Source organism: Lentzea waywayandensis (genome assembly GCF_900115955.1).
Lineage (GTDB): Bacteria > Actinomycetota > Actinomycetes > Mycobacteriales > Pseudonocardiaceae > Lentzea > Lentzea waywayandensis.
In genome coordinates, this window is the sequence record NZ_FOYL01000002.1 from 26,326 (window position 1) to 41,483 (window position 15,158).

At 69.5% G+C, this 15,158-nt stretch carries 20 protein-coding genes and 1 pseudogene; 13 read left to right on the forward strand and 8 right to left on the reverse strand.

Annotation, left to right across the window (positions count from 1 at the left end):
- Positions 1-74: 74 nt before the first annotated feature.
- A complete protein-coding gene (locus BM417_RS05175; protein WP_093588644.1) occupies positions 75-425 on the reverse strand; it encodes an ArsR/SmtB family transcription factor in 351 nt (116 codons plus the stop codon).
- A 106-nt stretch (positions 426-531) separates the two neighbouring features.
- Between BM417_RS05175 and BM417_RS05180 the strand changes: the two genes are divergently transcribed.
- The 4 genes and pseudogenes from BM417_RS05180 to BM417_RS05195 all read left to right on the forward strand — a co-directional run bounded on the left by BM417_RS05180 (position 532) and on the right by BM417_RS05195 (position 2,074).
- On the forward strand, positions 532-924 hold the full coding sequence (locus BM417_RS05180) for a response regulator (RefSeq protein ID WP_093588645.1): 393 nt from the start codon (positions 532-534) through the stop codon (positions 922-924).
- Positions 921-1,316 carry a DUF5313 family protein gene (locus tag BM417_RS05185; RefSeq protein WP_218164354.1) on the forward strand — a complete coding sequence of 132 codons (396 nt, stop codon included), beginning with the start codon at positions 921-923 and terminating at the stop codon, positions 1,314-1,316. Before BM417_RS05180 ends, BM417_RS05185 begins: the two co-directional genes overlap by 4 nt.
- 34 nt (positions 1,317-1,350) lie before the next feature.
- A pseudogene (locus BM417_RS49815) lies at positions 1,351-1,536 on the forward strand (alcohol dehydrogenase catalytic domain-containing protein); the annotation flags it as partial.
- Positions 1,537-1,609: 73 nt separating this feature from the next.
- Positions 1,610-2,074: a universal stress protein gene (locus tag BM417_RS05195; RefSeq protein ID WP_093588646.1), complete on the forward strand. Its 465-nt coding sequence runs from the start codon at positions 1,610-1,612 to the stop codon at positions 2,072-2,074.
- A 26-nt stretch (positions 2,075-2,100) separates the two neighbouring features.
- Here BM417_RS05195 and BM417_RS05200 read toward each other — a convergent pair whose 3' ends face one another.
- The 4 genes from BM417_RS05200 to BM417_RS05210 all read right to left on the reverse strand — a co-directional run bounded on the left by BM417_RS05200 (position 2,101) and on the right by BM417_RS05210 (position 5,364).
- Entirely contained in the window at positions 2,101-3,480 is a 1,380-nt protein-coding gene (locus BM417_RS05200; RefSeq protein ID WP_093588647.1) for a wax ester/triacylglycerol synthase family O-acyltransferase, read from the reverse strand.
- A gap of 304 nt (positions 3,481-3,784) precedes the next feature.
- A complete protein-coding gene (locus BM417_RS05205; RefSeq protein ID WP_093590660.1) occupies positions 3,785-4,309 on the reverse strand; it encodes a flavodoxin domain-containing protein in 525 nt (174 codons plus the stop codon).
- 10 nt (positions 4,310-4,319) lie between these two features.
- Positions 4,320-4,472, reverse strand: coding sequence for a hypothetical protein (locus BM417_RS47590; RefSeq protein ID WP_177320298.1), 153 nt, complete (start codon positions 4,470-4,472; stop codon positions 4,320-4,322).
- Positions 4,473-4,482: 10 nt separating this feature from the next.
- Positions 4,483-5,364: a universal stress protein gene (locus BM417_RS05210; RefSeq protein ID WP_093588648.1), complete on the reverse strand. Its 882-nt coding sequence runs from the start codon at positions 5,362-5,364 to the stop codon at positions 4,483-4,485.
- Between the two features lie 493 nt (positions 5,365-5,857).
- Between BM417_RS05210 and BM417_RS05215 the strand changes: the two genes are divergently transcribed.
- The 5 genes from BM417_RS05215 to BM417_RS05235 all read left to right on the forward strand — a co-directional run bounded on the left by BM417_RS05215 (position 5,858) and on the right by BM417_RS05235 (position 9,187).
- Positions 5,858-6,049, forward strand: a complete 192-nt coding sequence (locus BM417_RS05215) for a hypothetical protein (protein WP_093588649.1) — start codon at positions 5,858-5,860, stop codon at positions 6,047-6,049.
- Positions 6,050-6,296: 247 nt separating this feature from the next.
- Entirely contained in the window at positions 6,297-6,902 is a 606-nt protein-coding gene (locus tag BM417_RS05220) for a hypothetical protein (protein ID WP_093588650.1), read from the forward strand.
- 1 nt (position 6,903) lies between these two features.
- Positions 6,904-7,296, forward strand: a complete 393-nt coding sequence (locus tag BM417_RS05225) for a hypothetical protein (protein WP_093588651.1) — start codon at positions 6,904-6,906, stop codon at positions 7,294-7,296.
- A gap of 340 nt (positions 7,297-7,636) precedes the next feature.
- Positions 7,637-8,116, forward strand: coding sequence for a GyrI-like domain-containing protein (locus tag BM417_RS05230; RefSeq protein ID WP_177320299.1), 480 nt, complete (start codon positions 7,637-7,639; stop codon positions 8,114-8,116).
- 66 nt (positions 8,117-8,182) lie between these two features.
- Positions 8,183-9,187: an Acg family FMN-binding oxidoreductase gene (locus BM417_RS05235; protein WP_093588653.1), complete on the forward strand. Its 1,005-nt coding sequence runs from the start codon at positions 8,183-8,185 to the stop codon at positions 9,185-9,187.
- Positions 9,188-9,537: 350 nt separating this feature from the next.
- On the opposite strand, the gene BM417_RS05240 is transcribed toward BM417_RS05235, so the two are convergent.
- Entirely contained in the window at positions 9,538-10,914 is a 1,377-nt protein-coding gene (locus tag BM417_RS05240; RefSeq protein ID WP_093588654.1) for an MBL fold metallo-hydrolase RNA specificity domain-containing protein, read from the reverse strand.
- Between the two features lie 148 nt (positions 10,915-11,062).
- On the opposite strand from BM417_RS05240, the gene BM417_RS05245 reads away from it, so the two are divergent.
- The 4 genes from BM417_RS05245 to BM417_RS05260 are packed head-to-tail and all read left to right on the forward strand — an operon-like array spanning position 11,063 to position 13,979.
- Complete coding sequence (locus BM417_RS05245) at positions 11,063-11,755, forward strand: universal stress protein (RefSeq protein ID WP_093588655.1); 693 nt, start codon at positions 11,063-11,065, stop codon at positions 11,753-11,755.
- Complete coding sequence (locus BM417_RS05250) at positions 11,703-12,302, forward strand: hypothetical protein (RefSeq protein WP_093588656.1); 600 nt, start codon at positions 11,703-11,705, stop codon at positions 12,300-12,302. The genes BM417_RS05245 and BM417_RS05250 overlap by 53 nt, the downstream gene beginning before the upstream one ends.
- Positions 12,299-13,189, forward strand: coding sequence for an ABC transporter ATP-binding protein (locus tag BM417_RS05255; RefSeq protein WP_093588657.1), 891 nt, complete (start codon positions 12,299-12,301; stop codon positions 13,187-13,189). The genes BM417_RS05250 and BM417_RS05255 overlap by 4 nt, the downstream gene beginning before the upstream one ends.
- Positions 13,179-13,979, forward strand: a complete 801-nt coding sequence (locus tag BM417_RS05260; protein WP_093588658.1) for an ABC transporter permease subunit — start codon at positions 13,179-13,181, stop codon at positions 13,977-13,979. Before BM417_RS05255 ends, BM417_RS05260 begins: the two co-directional genes overlap by 11 nt.
- A 31-nt stretch (positions 13,980-14,010) precedes the next feature.
- On the opposite strand, the gene BM417_RS47595 is transcribed toward BM417_RS05260, so the two are convergent.
- Both BM417_RS47595 and BM417_RS05265 read right to left on the reverse strand, forming a co-directional pair.
- Positions 14,011-14,151 (reverse strand): hypothetical protein, encoded by a 141-nt coding sequence (locus BM417_RS47595; protein WP_177320300.1) that lies wholly within the window; start codon positions 14,149-14,151, stop codon positions 14,011-14,013.
- Between the two features lie 59 nt (positions 14,152-14,210).
- Positions 14,211-15,134: an MBL fold metallo-hydrolase gene (locus tag BM417_RS05265; RefSeq protein WP_093588659.1), complete on the reverse strand. Its 924-nt coding sequence runs from the start codon at positions 15,132-15,134 to the stop codon at positions 14,211-14,213.
- Positions 15,135-15,158 lie beyond the last annotated feature (24 nt).

Sequence of the window (15,158 nt, forward strand, 5' to 3'; positions counted from 1 at the left end):
ATCGAGTCGGTCACATCAGAGAAGAAGGTGCGGTCACCCCGCCGTCGGGGTGAGGGACACGGGGTGACCGCGGCTCAACCGGTGCGCGGCACCGGCGGGCCGGCGGCGCGGAGATCCTCGAGCAGCTCGACCTGCCCGGACAGCACGCCCGAGAGGATCCGGCGCGCCGCGACCAGCAGCTCGGCCACGTGCGGGCTGGTCAGCGAGTAGTAGACCGTCGCGCGTTCCTTGCGGGTCGCGACCAGGCCGGCCTGGCGCAGCACCGTCAGCTGCTGGGACAGGTTTGCGGGCTCTACCCCCACCTGCGGCACCATCTCCGCGACCGCGTGCTCACGCAGGCTCAGCAGCTCCAGCACCCGGATCCGCGCCGGATGCCCCAGCGTCCTGAAGAACTCCGCCTTGAGCTGGTACAGCGGCCTGCTCACCCGCGCACCCCTTTCTGCTCACGTGCTGCCCGACACCTGGTCGCACGCTTCAGCACTTGCTAACCTTAGCAAGTCAGAAACAGCGTAGCCCGACAGGACCACACCCGTGACCGGAACTCCCGACCAGCTGAGAGTTCTCGTCGCCGACGGATCGTCGTTCTTCCGCGACACACTCCAGGAAGTCCTGCGCGCCGCGGACGACATCGATGTCGTCGGCATCGCGGGATCAGCGGACGACGCGATCCGCCTGGCCGAACAGCGCCGGCCCGCCGTCGCCGTCGTGGACGTCCACCTGCCCGGCGACGGCCTGCACGCCATCCGCCGCATCCATCACAAGACACCCGCGGTGAAGGTCGTCGCGTTGTGCGGTTTCATCGACGCACTATCCGAGACCGAGCTTCGCGAACTCGGCGTCGTCGAGTACGTGATCAAAGGCGTGCCCAACCGCAAGATCCTGGCGGCCATCCGCCGAGCAGCCGAGGAAGGCGCCACCCTGTGACACTGCGCGGAACCAGACCCAACCCGTTCCAATGGCTGTGGTACGCGGTAGGCGGACGACTGCCCCAGCGCTGCAACCCATGGGTCCTGCACGACGTCACCTGCCGCACCTGGGCAGTGCGGCACTTCGCGCGCGGGCTCGTCCAGATGTCGCCGATCCTGCTGCTGCTCCTGCTACCTGGGCCGCTCTACATCAGGATCCTGTCGATCCTGCTCGGCATGCTCGTCGGCTACTTCTACTCGATGACCTACATGTGGCACACCACCGAGCAACGCCTCGTCAAACAAGGCTTCGAGAGAGGACTCGGCGCACAGACCCGCCGCGCCAAACACGCCGACGCCGACGCACGCGCCAAAGCCGCCTACGAACGGCTCTACCGCGGTAGCTCCTGAACCAACACGCGAAGCACCGCTACCGAAGGGCGGGTTGTGCGCCGGGCTTGAGCCCGGTGGTGAAGGCTCGTGCGGGAGGCCGGTCGCGGCCCACGTCGCCGACATCGGCGACGCGGTGACCGGCGTCTCTCCCGGCGACCTGGTCGTACTCCCCTGGTCCATCAACTGCGGCACGTGCGACCACTGCCGCTCCGGCACGTGCGAAAGCCGGTGCCGGTACGGGACGAAGGGCTCTGCGCGATGGCATCGCGGACTGGGCAAGCTGATCAGCGAACCCACCCGAGGAGCAGCTCATGAACGACAAGTCCCGCATCGTCGTCGGCGTCGACGGCTCCCCCGCCGCGCGGGGAGCGCTCGCCTGGGCCGTCGCGGAGGCCAAGCGCACCAACGCGTCCGTGCTGGCGCTGTCGGTCTGCCAACTGAACCCCTCGCTCGACGAAGGCATCGATCCGTTCAGCGAACAGCATCGCCACGACCTGGAAGCCGCCGTGGAGTCGCTCGGCCCATCAGTGCTCGGCGTGCGCATCGACACGGAGGTGCCGCAGGGCGTGGCGGGTCCGGTCCTGGTGGCACGTTCCGCCGATGCGGCCTACCTCGTCGTCGGCGAGCACGGCTCACACAGGGCGGACCTCCTGGTGATGAGCTCCGTCACGAGCTACTGCCTGCGGCACGCCCTGTGTCCCGTCGTCGTGGTCCCGCTGGAAGGAGCGCACCATGACGGTCCTCTCATGCTCCGGCCCGAGCCGCAGGTTCGGTGACGTCCAAGCCGTCGACGACGTCTCGATCACGATCGCGGAAGGCGAGACCTACGGTCTCGAGCCCGGCGGGTGGAGGCTGCGGCGGGTTGTGACGGCGTGACACGGGCCTTCGCCGCGCTCACCAGCGCGGCGATGGCCTCGTGCAACGCTTCCGCGAGCACGTCCACGTCCGGGTTGCTGTCGTAGTCGGCGGTGATGCCGATGGTGAACCGGTCGGCGTAGGAGAGCACGGCGATGCCCGTCCTGATGCGCACGGCGATCGGCACGTAGGGCAGGATCTCGACGATCGGCCGGCCCAGCACACGAAGCTCTTCCCGTGGACCTGGAACGTTCGTGGTCACCGTGACGATGCTGCGCTGCGGCAGCATCGCCCCGAACCGGATGCTCCACGACAACGGCGCGAACGGTTCATGCCGCGCCAGCTCGGTCACCGCGTGCCCAGCCTCGGCCTCGTTGCCCTTCTTGAGCGCGGCGAACCGTTGGTGCACCACGGAAAGCGCGTCCACAACGTGCTCGGTGTCGACCGGCAGGAACGCCAGCCGAACGCTGACCTGGTTGTCCATCCTGCGGTCACCGCGCACCGACACCGGCACCATCGTCCGCACGCTGTCCGGACCGGGCTGCTCCCCCCGCGCCAGCAACACAGCACGATACGCGGAGCTCACCGCCGCGAGCACCACGTCGTTGACGGTGACACCGAAGGCATGCGCGACCTCCTTCACCTCGGCCAGCGAGGCGCGGACGATCCGGTAGTGCCGCGCGGTACCGAGCGGCCCGAACAGCGACGAAGCGTGCACCGGCAGCAGCGAGCCGACGAGCGACACCAGACCGCTCACCGCCGACGCGACCAGCCGCGCGGTCCGCACCGGCGAGGCCACCACGGCACCCAGCAACGCCAGCAAGCTCGCGTCCTGCTCCGGCGCGGGGTCCGGCGCGGGCGCGTCGCCGTACATCACGTCGTAGAGCATCGTGCCGCCCACACCGTCGACCAGGCAGTGGTGCACCTTGGCGACAATCGCCCAGCGCCCACCCTCGAGTCCCTCGACCACCCAGTACTCCCACAGCGGACGATCGCGGTCCAGACGCTGCCCCATGACACGCGCGATCAGCGCGCACAGCTCCGCATCACCGCCCGGCACCGGCAACGCGGTACGGCGCACGTGATAGGCGAGGTTGAACGCCGGATCGTCCCGCCAGCCCGGCGTGCCCAGATCGAGCGGGACGCGCACGAGCTTCTGCCGGGAACGCGGCAACACAGCCAGCTTCGCCCGCATCAACGCGAGGAACTCGTCCTGGGAAGGCACAGGGCCCTCCACGACCGCCACCGAAGCGATCGCGAGCGAGGAGTGCGGATCCGCGTCCTCGATGTCGAGGAACGCCGCGTCGAGCGGGCTCAGATGGTCCATGAACCCAGTGCAGCAAGGACGATCCCGGTCCGACACGGCCCGGCGTCCCGCCCAGTGCGAGCACTTCGGCCCTGCCCGCACCGCCTCGCGGGGATCACGCTGACGACAGGACGAACCAGGCGACCAACACACCACCGGAGTTCGTCGCGAGGTGCACGAGCGCGGGCGCCAGCACGCCCTTTCCGGTGTGCCGCCATCACAGCGGCAGCCCTGGCGACGGCGGCGGCGTTGTCTCGTCGCCCCCGCCCACCGCCTCGCCTTCACGAGCACAACGCCCGTCACGCGGTCCTCCCGTGCAGCCGGCTCACCTGGCCGTGGTCTCGATGTCGGCCAGTGCGGCGGCGATGGCGCCGGCCCACTGCTCGATCGCCTGCCAGTCGCGGAAGTCACCGAACCGGCCACCCACGGCGCGGAAGACCAGCGAGCCGACCTTCCCGAGCATCTCCGCCCGCACGACACCGCTGAACAGCCGGTGCTCGACGGGTGTCACGTCGTCGCGCAGATGGGCCAGGATCGCCGGTTCCTCCAGCCCCGCCCACTTGCGCAACGGGCCGCGCAGAGCGCCGGGCAGGCCGACGCTGAACAGCCACACCGGCTTGCCCCGCAACGTCCGGCGTTCCCTGGACAGGAACGCCGCACCGGACGGCAACCAGGCCTGGTCGTGCACCGCACTCCCGACGACGTAGACGTCGTAGCCGGCCGCGTCGGTGATCTCGTCCACGCTGTACGTGGCGACCACATGCCCATGTGTGCGCAGCACCGCCGCGATGCGCGTCGCGACGCCCACCGTCGAGCCCGCCGCGGTCGCATAGGCCACCAGCACCTTCATGATCTCCTCCTCAGACGCCTTCCACACGTGGCCGCACCACGACAGAACGCACTCCGGGCACGCTCATGACAGCTCGTCGTGGCAGCCGGATCGCGTACTCGTCACCCTGGACGTGGCGCACCTGGATTCGCTGGCGCAGCGGGACTTCCGCGTCCGCGCTCATCGCGATCTCCTCACTTCTTCGGCGGACGCACGATGGCCAGCGGGCAGGGTGCGTGGTGAACCAGCGCTTGGCCGGTGGAGCCGAGCAGCATGCCGGCGAACCCGCCGTGCCCGTGACTGCCGACGACGAGCAACTGTGCTTCCGCGCCGTAACGCATGAGCGCCCGCGCCGGACGATCCCGCAGCGCGATCCGGTTGATGACGACGTCGGGGTACTTCTCCTGCCAGCCGGCCAGGCGCTGGGCGAGCAGCCGTCGCTCGTCCTCCTCGGCCTGTCCCCAATCGATGGACAGACGGGACATCGTGTACGCACTGCCGCCGGTGAAGTCCGCGATGGTCATGACCGCGGTCAACGAGGTGTTGCGCAGCGATGCCTCCTCGAACGCGAACGCCAGCGCGGCCTCGCTCGTGGGCGAACCGTCAACGCCTACCACCACCGGACCGTGAGGAACTGCGGTGCCACGCACCACGATGACCGGGCTCTGGCCGTGCGCCGCCAACGCGACGGCCGTGGAGCCGACGAGCAGTCCGGTCACGGTGCCAAGACCGCGAGACCCGACCGCCACCTGCCGGGCGCTCTTCGAGAGCTCGATCAGCAACGCACCCGCACCGGAACAGATGACCTCGGTCGTCACCTCCGTCTCGGGAGCGGACGCTCGTGCCGTCGCCCTGGCCTCTTCCAGCCACGCACGGCCCTGCTCCTCCATCGCCTGGCGGATCCCGTCACCGTTGAGCACGATCTCGGGATAGTCACCGCTCGGCAACATGAAGGCGTGCACGAGCCGCAGTGGCACCTGGTGCCGGGCGCACTCCTGCGCGGCCCAGCCGACCGCGGCCAGCGCCGAGGCCGAGCCGTCGACTCCGCACACGATCGGGGCGGATGGGGATTTCATCGTTGTCCTCCAGTCAGAACACTGCCGTGATGCGCTCCGGTCACCGAGCCGGCAAGTGCGACAGGCGCCGTTCGGTGTCTTCGTGGACGACGAGAACGCGCCGCGGCCACGAACGGTCCGCGGTCGTTGATCATGACGCGAGCCGGCACCTCGGCGGGCGCTTGTCCGTCGTCAGCGACAGGTCCGCAGTCGCGAGCACGCACCGCGGCACTCCTCTCCTGCCTCAACGCTAGGAATCGGAGCGCCGCGCGGACGCTGTCATTGGTCCCGTGCGGAACAGGTCCCTTGGCACCGGCGATCGCGCGCCTTGCCGCGACGCCGAGCGATCCCGGTCAGGTCGGGATCTTCGACAGAGGGACCGCACGCTGGTTCCGCCGACAGTGGGGCGACAGAAGGTCCACCACGACCCGACGAGGTGAAGGACGTGGCCGGGGTGCACGAGTCACGTGGGCCAACGCCGGATAGGGATCCGCTGCTGCGGGAGAACGGGCAATTGCTCAGGAGCGAATCCCGCATCGGCGCGGACGAGCCCGTCACGTTCGGTGGCAGGCTCACACCCAAGACCGCGGTCGGGTTCATCTCCAAGAAGATGGCGCGCGGCGAAATGGCCGGCGACTTCCGCGACCGGGACGAGATCGCGTTCTGGGCGGACATGATCGCCGAGCAGCTGGTCGCGGCGCGCTGACATGTGCATCTTGGGCAACTGACGCCCAGGGCGTGGCGTCGAGAGGGCGGCTGCCGTCGTCGAGACGACCACAGGTCGCCGGTGACCGGCCACCGCGAGGTGCGCGGCCACACTCAGGCCTCGCCGGCGATCACCGCATGTCAATGCCGCCGCACTGGCCGGGCCACGCCGGACACGGCATTGCGCACTAGGCAAATGAGGACGTTCGTCCCTGCGGTCGGAACGAACTGAGGCGCAACGTTGAGACATGAGCACCGAACTCGCCACTCGCGGCATCTGGCAGTCCTGGTTCCGCTGGACGACGATGGGCGAGTTCGCGGGCTTCCTCGCACCGGCGCTCGTCGGCGCACTCACCTCGTCGGCGGAGTTGCTCGTCCTCGCGGGAGTCGTCGAGGGCGCCGTGCTCGGCGCGGCTCAAGCCGTGGTGCTGCGCCGGGTGTTCCGCACACCGCAGTCGAGCTACTGGATCGGTGCCACCGCCGTCTCGGCCGGTTTCGCCTGGGCTGTCGCGATGATCGCGGTGCACAACGGGGAAAGGTTCAACTCCCTTCCGCCGGCGGTGCTGCTCCCTCTCGCCGCGGTCATGGGCACGGGCGTGCTGCTGTCCATCGGCGTTGCGCAATGGTTCGTTCTGCACGTCCACGTCCATCGAGCCCACCTCTGGGTGTGGGCCAACGCGCTGGCATGGGCCGCCGGTCTGGGGGTCTTCTTCGCCGTCGCCACGCCTTTGTGGCAGCCCGGTCAGCCGCCGGCGCTCATCGCGCTCATCGGCGCGTTCGCCGGCCTGCTGATGGCCTCGACGATGGCTGCGATCACCGGCGCCGCCCTCGTTCATCTCGTGAAGCAGGGCTGACGTGGGCGCGAGATCGCACCAGGCCGCACCTCTGTGGATCGGCGTCCTGCCGGGCGTCGTCGCGTTGTCCGCGTGGGCCGGCGCAGCCGGGACAGCGGCTGGCGCGGTTGACTTCGGATCTGCCGTCGTTTCGCGGCTGCCTTTCCACAGCAACGTTGTCGCGGCTGTCGCACTCGTACTCATCGTCGCGCTGCCGATGACGTTCGCCGCGTGGCTGTGCCTCCGCAACCATCCACAGTGGAGGATTGCCGTCGCGGCGGCAGGTGCGCTCCTCATCGGCTGGATCGCGGTCCAGCTCGTGGTCATCCGCACGTTCAGCTGGCTTCAGCCGATCATGGCGTTGGCGGGTGCTGCCGTACTGATGAGTGCTTTGGCGCACAGGCGGAACCGATGATCAGCGATGACGAGCCGATCGCATCTCGTCACCACGGTGGACCGAGCAACGCGAACGGCGGCCGCGGGCACTGGTTCGGGGATCTCATGGGCCCACGTGCCGATCGTGGGCCAGTCCAGTCGAGGAAGTCACCGAGCCGCGCAGTGCGCCCGGCAGGCCCACGATGAACATCCACACGGGACTCCCCCGCACCTGGTCGTGCACCAGGCTGCCGAGTTCACACGAGTCCCAGGTCCTGACGTCACAGTCGGACCTCCTGCCGCCGGCGCCGCCACAGGTCCCGGTCCAGCGGCGACGTTCGCCCCTGCCGATGGCCGCCACTACTCCGGATGCTCGTTTCATGAGCTATGAAGTGAAACTCACGGAGCTGGCCTCGGTGACCGCCGCGCACGTGCGCAGCCATACCACCACAGCCGCGATCGGGGAGGCCGTCGGCCAGGGCTTGAAGGAACTGTTCGAGTTCGCCGTCGCCGCCGGCGCCGCCCCGGCAGGCCCGCCGCAGCTCGCCTATCCCGGGCAGTTCGAGCCAGGTGCGGAGGTCGACCTCGACCTGTACCTCCCGATCTCGAAGGCGGTCTCGCCGAAGGGCGCCGTCGACGTCGTCGAACTGCCTGGCGGCCCGGTCGCACAGACGTTCCACCAGGGCCGCTACGACACCATCGGTGCCGCGTACGAAGCGGTGTTCCGGTGGATCCACACCACCGACCGCCACCGGGCGGGACCCCCGAGAGAGATCTACCTGACTGGACCCGACGCCACGTCCAGTCCTGCCGACTACCTCACCGAGGTGGTCGTACCGCTGCGAAGGACCGGCAGCTAGGCCCGGAAAGCCCGGTCCCGGTGGTAACGCGGCCGAGCCGGCACGACAACCAAGGAGATGAGCCGGATGGACCGCGGTCAGCCGGACGAGGTAGCCGTTCGAGCAGCGGTGTCGTTGGCTTGTCGCGCACCGTCGGTGCACAACTCCCAACCATGGCGGTGGAAGCTCGACGAGCGCGGCCTGCACCTCTACGCGGACTGGAGCCGGAGCCTGCCGGCGACCGATCCGCACGGCGCTGACCTGATCATGAGTTGCGGCGCCGCACTGCACCACGTGCGGGTCGGATTCGCCTCGCTGGGATGGCGCGCGATCGTGCACCGGCTGCCCGATCCAGGAGAAGCCGACCATCTCGCCGCGATCGAGTTCGACGAGCAGGAGCCCACAGCCTCCGACGTCGCTCTCGCCGCCGCGATTCCGCGCCGCCGCACCGACCGGCGCGCGTACTCCTCGTGGTCCGTGCCGCGCGGCCTGCTCGAACCGCTGGTCGACCGAGCGTCCGCGGAGGGTGTGCTCGCCCGCGAGGTGATCGACCCGAGCGAGCGCCACCACCTGCTCTCCGCAATCACGGAGGCCGCCGTAGCCCAGGAGGCCGATCCCGAGTACCGGTCGGAGGTGCACACCTGGAGCGGCACGCGCATGGGTTCCACCGAAGGCGTACCGGCCGCGAACATCCCTTCCGGTGAGCACCGCTACGGCGATGTCCAGGTGCGCGGGTTCCCCTCCGGTGAGCTACCTCAGCCCGAGGGTTCCAGGCTCGCCGACGACGCGGGCACCCTGTTCGTGCTGAGCACGTCGTCCGACGACACTCTGTCCCGGCTGCGTGCGGGAGAAGCGACCAGCGCAGTGCTGTTGGAGGCAACGAGTGCCGGACTCGCCGCATGTCCGCTGAGCCAGCCGCTGGAAGTCAAGCACACCAAGGAACTCGTGCGCGACCACGTGCTCGGTGACTCGATGAGCCCACAGATGGTGCTGCGCATCGGCTGGGCCGCGCTCAACGCCGACCCTCTGCCGCCGACGCCACGACGCCCCACCTCCGACGTCTTCGACGACCTCACCCGAGAGGGGGCATGACGACCGAGCTGACCTGGCCACCACGTCCCGAGAGCAGTCCACCCGCTGTGCTCCCTGTTCACCGGACCCGTCGCCGTCAGCACACGGGCGGGCGCGGCCCGCCTCACCGGCAAGGACTACGAGTCAAACTCTCCTGGTCCTGGTCGTCTGCTCGTTCTACGACGGGCCGCTCGGCGAACTGCCGGCCGGACGGGCGATGCAGCGGGTGCTGCCCACCGCGAGCCGGTGCCGCAGACTCTGCCGCGCGTCGGGTACAGCACACCGGTCCCCGCCACGCCGCGACGATCGGTGACCGAGCTCCTGATGGAGCCCACGACCTCGACCAGCTGACCGGTTCTGCTCCGGGCGGATCACACCAGGACCCGCTCCCCGTCCCTCGGCACGACGGCCGTCCAACCGTGCTCTGCCGCGAGCCTGTCGGCCAGCGTCGTCGCGCTCTCCGGTTCGCCGTGCACCACGTAGGTCGTGGCCGGAGGGGGTCCGCTCGTCGCCCACGTCAGCAGCTCGTCGGCGTCAGCGTGCGCGCTGAACGCGTCCAGCACCTGGACCTCGGCCTTCACCGGCACGTACCGCCCGTGGATCTTGATCTCCCGTGCACCGTCGACCAGGTGGCGGGCGCGGGTGCCGACGGCCGCGTAGCCCACCACGACGACCGTGTGCCTCGGATTGGGCAACATGGACTTCAGGTGGTGCAACACCCGCCCGCCGGTGGCCATGCCGGAGGCCGAGATGATGATCGACGGTTGCTTGGGGTTGTTGACCTGCATCGACTGCGTGGCGGTGTGCAGTTCGGCGAGCCGGCCTGGGTCGAAGGCGTCCTCGCCGTGCATCAGCTCGGGGCGGATCTCCGGCCAGCTCTTCGCGATCGCCTGCCGGTAGACCCGCAGGGAGGCCAGCGCCATCGGACTGTCGACGAACACCGGCAGGTCGGGGATCTCTCCCGCCTTCGCGAGCCTGGTCAGCTCGACGAGGATCACCTCCGTCCGGTCCACCGCGAAGGCCGGGATCAGCACGCTGCCGCCCCGTGCGGCCGTTCGCCGAATGGTCTCCGCGAAGAGCTCGGTCGCCGCAGCGTCGTCGTGCGACCGGTCGCCGTAGGTCGATTCGATCAGCAAGGCGTCGCAGGCGGGTCTCGGCTGCGGTGGCAACAGCACGCGGTGAGCCTGTCTGCCCATGTCACCGCTCACCACGACGCTCCGATCGCCCGTCGTGAGATGGGCCCAGGCCGAGCCGAGGATGTGCCCGGCGCGGCCGAACTCGAGGTCGATGCCGTCGGCAACGGAACGCTGCACCTCGAAGTCGACCGGGCGGAACAGCCGCACGGCACGTTCGACGTCACTCGTGTCGTACAGCGGCAGCGCGGGTGTGTGCTTGGACCAACCGGCCTCGTTGGCCTGGCGGGCTTCTTCCATCATCAGGTGAGCGCTGTCGGCCAGCACGATCGCGGCCAGGTCCGCGGTGCCCTCGGTGGTGAACACCGGGCCGCGCCACCCGTGCCGCACGAGCACCGGCAGATAGCCGCAGTGGTCCAGATGGGCGTGCGTGAGCACGATCGCGTCGAGCCGGTCGAGGTCGAGCGGCGGTGGCCGCCAGTTCCGCCGGCGAAGCGGGGCCAGGCCCTGGAACAGGCCGCAGTCCACCAGCACCTGGGCCGTCCCGGTGTCGAACAGGAACTTGCTGCCGGTGACCGTGCCGGTGCCACCGAGGAACGTCAGCGTGCTCATCATCAGCCTCCTCGTCTCGGAACATCACGGTGCTTGGCTGCCGGCCGCCCCCACAGCGGCACGAGGCCCGGTGGCGCCAGGACTTTCGTCCCTCGCGGGCGGCAACCCTTCCGCTCTGGGTACTGCGGCGTCACGGGGCCACCGTTGAGGCATGGAACCTGTCGTGGTGATCGTGGACGGCTCCCCCGGGACCGAGGAGGCCGAGCAGTGGGCCGCCGCTCACGCGAAACTCGTGGACGCCGTCGTCGAGACGCACCAGTTGCAGGACGACTTCCGCGCCCAGCTCGTCGTCGTCGGCTATCAGGACCGGTCCGGCTCAGCGCTCGGGCTCGGCGGTCACGTCCTGTCGGCCGTGTGCTCGGTCGCCTGTGACGCGGTGGTCGTACGCGGTACCGACGCGGCGCGACACGGGTTGCACGGCCGGGTGACCGCGCTCGTCAGCGGCGGCCCCGACGACTCGGCCGTGCTGATCGCCGCCGCCGGGTTCGCCCAGCGCCGCGATGCCTCCCTGCGGGTGCTGCACGCCGCGCCGCCGCCGGTTGTGCGCGCGGACCTCGACGAGGACCACACCTGGGTCCTGGAGCGCTCGGCCGAGCTGCTCCGACGGTTCCCGCACAGCGCCGTGCTCGTGCGCCGGCAGCCGCACGAGGCCATCAGCCGCTGCCTGGACAGCGACCTGCTGGTCGTCGGCCCTGGCGAGACCCGCACGTGCGGCTCGGTGACCAGGGCCGCGCTGCATCACGCGCCCTGCCCCGTTCTCGTCGTGCACCGATCCGTTCAGGAGGAACGCCATGGCGCCCCTTCCCTTCCCTCTCCTCGCCGACCAGTTCGCACCACGGTCTGAGTTCGGCCGCACGGACCACGTCGTGGTGGAGGCCGATCCGGTGTCCACCTACCAGGCCGTGCACGACCTCGACCTGACCGAGCTTCACGGCTTCCTCGTCAGCGCCGCAGTGGGCCTGCGGGAGCTGCCCGAGCGGTGGCGCGAACGCAAGCGCCACACTCCACGGCAACGCACCCGCCTGACGATCAACGACCTCGCCACGGGCTCGGACTGGGTCGTGCTCGGCGAGCAGCCCGGCCACGAGATCGTGTTCGGTGCCATCGGCAAGGTCTGGCGGCCGGTCGTCAAGTGGGTGCCGGTCGAGGCACGGGACTTCCTGGACTTCGCGCAGCCGGGCTACGCGAAGGTCGTCTGCTCCATCTCGGTACTTCCCTACGGCCAGCGCCGCACCCTCGTCAGCGCCGAGATGCGCGTGGTGCTCACCGATCCCCACGCGTGGCTGAACTTCCGCCGCTACTGGCGGATGAGCACCCCGTTCGTCGGGATCATCAGCCGCGCGATTCTTCGCACGGTCAAGCACTCGGCGGAAACGGGTGGCGTGCGATGAACGTCGTCAGCACCCACCAGCTCAGCAAGTCCTACAACGAGACGGTTGCCTTGCGCGACCTGGATCTCGAAGTGCACGCCGGCGAGGTCTACGGCCTGCTGGGCCCCAACGGCGCGGGCAAGACGACGACGTTGCGCCTGCTGATCGACGTCATCAGACCGACCGGCGGCAGCATCACGTTGTTCGGCGAGCCCATGTCGCCCGGGCTGCGCGGCCGGATCGGTTACCTGCCAGGGGACCTGGTCCTCTACGACCGGCTCACCGGCGCGGACTACCTGCGCTTCTGCGGGGCGTTGCGCGACCACGCGGACCTCGGCGAGGCGACCCGGCTCGCCAAGCGACTGGACCTCGACCTCGACCGACGGGCCGGTGAGCTCTCCAAGGGCAACCGGCAGAAGCTCGGGATCGTGCAGGCGTTCGGGCACCGTCCCGACCTCGTCATCCTCGACGAGCCCGCGAGCGGGCTCGATCCGTTGGCACAGCGGGAGTTCCACAGCTATCTGCGCGAGTACGTCGACAGCGGCGGCACGGTGCTGTTCTCCTCGCACGTGTTGTCCGAGGTCGAACAGGTCGCCGACCGGGTCGGCATTCTGCTGGCCGGCTGCCTGGTCGTGCAGGACACCGTCGCTTCGTTGAAGGCCAACGCGTTGCGGGAGTTGACGTTCACGTTCGGCGAGGAGGTCGCGGCCGCTTCCTTCAGCGGTGTCCCCGGTGTCCGGGAGGCGATGCAGACGAGTGGCACCGAGGTGCGATGCCGGGTCACGGGCGCGGTCGGCGAACTCGTGCGCGCCGCGGCGCGGTTCCCATTGGTCAACGTGACGAGCCACGAGCCCGACCTCGAGGACATCTTCCTGCACTACACCGAGGAGCACGGCGATGACGACTGAGCTGATGACGAAGTCGTTGCGGGACAACCGGGGCAACACGATCGGCTGGGGCATCGCCTTGGTGGCGAGCGTGGCGCTGCAACTCGCCGTGTACCCCGCGGTGCGAGACGCCGCCGGTGAGTTCGAGAAGCTGCTCGAGTCCTACCCGGAGTCCTTCAAAGCGTTGTTCAACATCCAGCAGTCCCTCGCCAGTGGCGTCGGTTACCTGCAGGGCGAGGTGTTCGGCTTCCTCGCACCGTTGGTGCTGCTCGGCATCGCCATCGGTCAAGCCGCCAGGGCCACCGCGGGAGAGGAGAAGGCGCACACTCTGGACCTCTTGCTGGCCAACCCGATCTCCCGCACTCGGCTGCTGCTCGACAAGGCCATCTCGGTGCTCGTCTCGGTCGCGATCGTCACCGTCGTTTTCGCCGTCGTGCTCGTGGTGGGCAACAGTGTCGTGGGCCTTGGGGTGCCGTGGCTGGACCTGGTCCTGGCGGTCAAGGCGAGCGCTGTGGTGGCGTTGCCGTTCGGCGCGCTGGCGTTGCTGATCGGCGCGCTGACCGGCAGGCCGGGGCTCGCCATCGCCGTCCCGGTGGGACTCGCGCTGCTCACCTATCTGCTCGACGCCCTGTCCGCGCTGTCGGACGGGTTGCGACCGTGGAGGGTGCTGTCGCCGTTCCACCACGCGGCGGTGAACTCCGCGCTCAGCGGCGACCCGAACTGGCTCGGACTGGCCGGGTTGGTCGCGCTCACCGCGGTTCTCGTGGCGGCTGCGGCGATGGCTTTCGAGCGCCGGGAGGTCAGGGGCTGACAGCGTCGAACCACCCAGACCGCCGGCACCGTCAGGTCACGGTGCCGGTCAGCTGACCTTCCAGATCGACGACATCGCCAGGTGGGGAGGCCTGCTCCGGGATCTCGGCGGAGTGCTTCCCCCCGGTGCCGAGCTCCGCGGCGAGCGCATCGAAGATCGGTGTACTCGTCATGTCGGCCACTCTGCGGCATGAGCGTTCAGGACGTAAGGGGCCGTTCCAGCCGGCCGTCGTCAGCCGCGTGACGGCGCGAACGGGTCCGCCGGCTGCCAGGCCACCGGGAGCAGCAGTTCCCGGTCGTCCCGCTCCGCGAGTGCCGACAGGCAGCTCAGGGTGACGTCCAGGTCGTCAGCCAGGTAGGACATCGGGCGCAGCGGTTCGTCCAGCGACCTGAAGAAGTCGTCCCAGTGCACCAGCACCACCCGCCGCGCTCCGGTCGCCAGCACCACCTCGTCCCAGTACGCCTCGACGTACTCGACCGGCTGTTTGCCCAGCGTTCCGACACCGAGGTACACGACGTCCGCGTGCCTGCCGTGCAGCGCACCCGGCCGGAAGCCGGCACTCGCGTGCAACAGGACCGTTCCACGTGGGTGCGACACGAACACGGAGTACACGGAGCCGGTACGCCATTCCCGGCTGCGACGCGGCGGGACCAGCGGGGCGTCCACCGTGCCGGGATAGTGATCGCCGGGGCTGTGCTCGGATTCCACGAACGTCAGCCCGAACTCGCCGAAGGTCCTGACGTCACCGTCGCCGACAACCCGCAGGCCCTGTTCGGGTACGCCGAGACCGCGCCCGATGTTCGCGGTCGACTCCGAGCCGACCAGCTCGGCTCCGGTCAAGGATGCCCACACCGGAGCATCGAGCGCGTGGTCGTAGTGCGAGTGCACGCAGACCACCGCGGCGATCGGTGGTGTGCCCAGCCGCTCGACCGCCTGTCGCACCAGGTTCCGGTCGGGTGCGATCCTGCCGAACGCGACCCTGACGAGGCCGGGCCGGGTCACGAAGCCGTCGGTGAGCACCGCGGTGCGCCCGTCGCTCAGCAACACCGAACTCGTGCCCAGAAACCACGCCGTCACGCCGGTTTCGGTGGTGCGTGGTCGCTGCACCAACCCCGAGTACCGCCGCAGGTCCGGACGGCTCAGCCAGAACTTCATCGGCGCATCATCGCGGACCAGCCG